The following is a 3,322-nucleotide window of genomic DNA, read 5'->3' as shown; positions in this document are numbered from 1 at the left end:
CCGGGTCCTGGCGTCGTCAGCGGGTCGCGGGCGCGCTTTCGGGCAGCCAGGGGCGGGGGTCGGCAGGGTCGGCGGGGTGCTCGTCGACCAGGGGCAGCCCGAACCAGCCGACATCGTGCCAGGCGCCGAGCTTGTATCCCGTGTGGGGGAACACTCCGACCGGCCGGAATCCGACGGCGGTGTGCAGCGCGACGCTCGCCGCGTTCGGAAGCGTGATGCTCGCGTACAGATTGAGGTAGCCCAGCGCCCGCACCTCGGCGATCAGCTCGTCGTACAGCCGCCGGTCGAGCCCTCGCCGGTGGTGCACGGCGGCCAGGTAGACCGACGTGTCCACCGACCAGCGGTAGGACGCGCGCGCATGATGCGCGCTGGCGTAGGCGTAGCCGGCGATCTCCCCGCCGGCCTCGGCGACCAGCCATGGCCGGCGGGGAGAGGTGAACATCCGCGCGTGGAGGCCCTCGACCGTCGGGAGCTTCTCCTCGAAGGTCGCCGGCGACCCGGCGACGAACGGCGCGTAGACCGCTCGGATGCCGGCGGTGTCGGATGGACGGGCTGCCCTGATGGTGACCATCAAAGACCTCCGGAGGGGACTGTCGCCTTCAGGCGTCAGGGGAATCCGGTACGGATCCGTACCGGCTGGACCGGCCGTGCCGGTGTTTTCGGAGGCGTGTTCCGTCGGGTGACGGTCGGCGTGGGTGGCGCCTACGACCTCGGCTATTACATCGTGTGGTGCCCGCAGTACCGCCCATCGTCCCGTCCATCGTCCCGTCCCGTCTGGACCAGTCCGGGACCGCCTTGACGTGCTCATCCGGGAGCCGTGCGCCGAGTGCGACTGGCCGGTCGTCGCGTTGGGGATCGAACCTGACCGTGTTCACCTGTTCGTCGAGGCTCACCCGTTGCATTCCCCGTCGCACGTCGCCAATCAGGTGGATGGGTTTCGCGTCGCACGTGCGCCGAGTTCGCGCACCTGTGGTCCTGGTCGTGCTTCGTTGCGGCTGTCGGTGCGGTGTCTGCTGGGACTGTGCGACGGTAGATCGACGCGCAGAACGGGCGGCCGTGACGTGAGGGGGTGGTCTGGTGCGGCGTGCGTACACGTTCCTGCTGTGCCCGACCGTCCGGCAGGCGGTCGCGTTCGGCATGATGCTCGATGATCATCGTGCTTTGTATAATGCGGCGTTGCAGGAGCGGCGTGACGCCTACCGGCATCCGTCGAAGACCCGCATCCGCTATGGTGACCAGTCCGCCCAGGTGAAGGACCTTCGGGTGGGCGATCATGATCAGGCCCGCTGGTCGTTTTCGTCGCAGCAGGCGACGTTGCGCCGGTTGGAGAGGGCGTTCGCCGGGTTCTTCCGCCGTGCGAAGGCGGGTGGGGTTCCTGGCTACCCGCGTTTCAAGGGCGCAGGCTGGTTCGGCACGGTGCAGTGGCCGTCCGACGGGGACGGGTGCCGCTGGGACTCGCAGCCCGAGCACCCCACGCGGACGTTCGTGCGCCTGCAGGGCATCGGCCACGTCAAGGTCCACCAGGATCGGCGGGTACTCGGCAAGGTCAGGACGGTCAGCGTCAAACGTGAGGGCAGACGCTGGTATGTGATCCTGTTCTGCGACGACGTGCCTGCCCAGCCGCTGCCACCGACCGGTGTCGTGGTCGGCGTGGATGTCGGTATCGCGTCGTTCCTGACGACCTCGAACGGCGAGCATGAGCCGAACCCGACATGTTTGGACCGGTCCGCCGGCCGGCTGGCCGCCGCCCAGCGGGCCCTGTCCCGTACGAAGCGCGGCTCCGTGCGGCGCAGGAAGGCCGCCGCCCGGGTGGGGACGATCAGCCGCCGTGTCGCCCGGCAGCGACTCGACCACACCCACAAGACCGCCCGTCGTCGTCGAGGTCGACGCCCGCTATACCTCCTAGCGCTGCGCGGCCTGCGGGCATGTCGCCGAGGAGAACCGGCCCACCCGGGCCGAGTTCGCCTGCGTGCGGTGCGGGCATACCGCGGACGCGGACGAGAACGCCGCCGTCAACATTCTTCGGGCAGGGCTTGCCCGTCAGGCTGACGCTCAGGCGGCCTGAGAAGCTGACGGCTTCAACCGTCAGAGGAGTCACGTCCCCGGATCATTCCCCGCGCCCGGCGGGGGCGGCGCCGGCACTGGTCACGAGGTCGTAACGGCGCCGTGCAGACCGAGGAGGGCCCGCAGACGAAGCCGAGGACGTCCGACGTCCCGGCCGGCCGGTAGTTCGGGGTTCCGGTCGCCGCGGACCGCCAGCCTCCTTGCGTGATTGGGCGAGTACGGAATCGTGCCGAGGGCTGGACACGGTTTGTGCCCGAAATGCCGTGTTTATCTCTCGGCATGATCTGGCCGTTGTGTGGGAGCGACGGCGGTCGCCTTTCCGTAGGCGATCAAGCGTGGGGAGACACTGGAGGTTGTTGACCGTTGCGGGTTACTCGTCGAGCCCCGGCCCGGCCCCGCCGCCGGATGCTGCCGCCGTTCCGAGGCTTGTTTCGCCGGCCCGGTCCGCCGACGCGCCCGCGGATGCCAGTAGCTCGGTCAGCAGCTCGCGCAGGACCGTCAGGCCATCCTCGCTGAGCACCGACTCGGGATGGAACTGCACCCCGGCGAACGCCGCCCCGCGTAGCGCGTGAACCGATCCGTCGCCGCGGTCGAGGGCCAACTGGACCGGGCCGTGCGCGGTGGCGAGATCGCCGCTGCCGGCGATCGCGGTGAAGGTCGAGTAGAACCCGACCCGGCGGGGCCGGCTGAACAGGTCGATGGTGCGCGCGAGCCCCTGGTACGGCGCGGCGCGCCGGTGCAGCCGCAGCCCGAGCAGTCCGGCGAGGAGCTGGTGGCCGAGGCAGACGCCGAGCAGCGGCCGCCGGGCCGCCAGCCGGTCCGCGATCACCCGCCGCATGGTCGCGATCTTCGGGTCGGCGGCGTCGTTGGGGTCGCCGGGGCCAGGCCCGGCCACCACCAGGTCGAACTCCGGGTCGACGGGGCCGCCGGCGGCACCGCGTTCGGCCGAGGGGTGCGCCGGCGGCCTCGCCGCCTGCTGCCACGGCCGGATGGTGACCGCGAGGCCGAGCTCGCGTAGCAGGTGGGCGAGCATGCCGGTGAAGCTGTCCTCGGCGTCGACGATGAGGGCGCTGCGGCCGGTCAGCACGACCGCCCTCGGTGCGCGCCGCTGCAGCCAGAAGGGGGCCAGATGCGTGTTGCGGGCGGCGAGCGCCGCCGCTATCCGCGGATCCGCTGCAAGCGGCGGGTGCGGACGGCCCGGCATGGGCAGGCCGGGGCCCGGCCCACGCCCAATACCGGGAACTTAGGTTCTGATTGT

At 70.9% G+C, this 3,322-nt stretch carries 2 protein-coding genes and 3 pseudogenes; 3 read left to right on the top strand and 2 right to left on the bottom strand.

Going from position 1 to position 3,322, the window contains the following annotated elements; genetic code table 11:
* Positions 1 to 16: 16 nt before the first annotated feature.
* Entirely contained in the window at positions 17 to 571 is a 555-nt protein-coding gene (locus G6R25_RS22725) for a GNAT family N-acetyltransferase (RefSeq protein ID WP_163554507.1), read from the bottom strand.
* A 96-nt stretch (positions 572 to 667) separates the two neighbouring features.
* Between G6R25_RS22725 and tnpA the strand changes: the two are divergent.
* From tnpA to G6R25_RS32085, 3 pseudogenes are all read left to right on the top strand, one after another.
* Positions 668 to 1,033, top strand: a pseudogene (tnpA, locus tag G6R25_RS22720) (IS200/IS605 family transposase).
* A gap of 104 nt (positions 1,034 to 1,137) precedes the next feature.
* A pseudogene (locus tag G6R25_RS22715) lies at positions 1,138 to 1,815 on the top strand (RNA-guided endonuclease InsQ/TnpB family protein); the annotation flags it as partial.
* Between the two features lie 133 nt (positions 1,816 to 1,948).
* Positions 1,949 to 2,065: pseudogene (locus G6R25_RS32085) on the top strand (zinc ribbon domain-containing protein); the annotation flags it as partial.
* Positions 2,066 to 2,434: 369 nt separating this feature from the next.
* On the opposite strand, the gene G6R25_RS22710 reads toward G6R25_RS32085, so the two are convergent.
* Complete coding sequence (locus tag G6R25_RS22710; RefSeq protein ID WP_235949468.1) at positions 2,435 to 3,268, bottom strand: aminodeoxychorismate/anthranilate synthase component II; 834 nt, start codon at positions 3,266 to 3,268, stop codon at positions 2,435 to 2,437.
* Positions 3,269 to 3,322 lie beyond the last annotated feature (54 nt).

Origin of the sequence: Candidatus Frankia alpina (genome assembly GCF_902806485.1) — a bacterium.
Taxonomy (GTDB): Bacteria; Actinomycetota; Actinomycetes; order Frankiales; family Frankiaceae; genus Frankia; species Frankia alpina.
The sequence above is the reverse complement of the archived record's forward strand: the minus strand, read 5'-3'. Positions and strand labels throughout refer to the sequence as shown.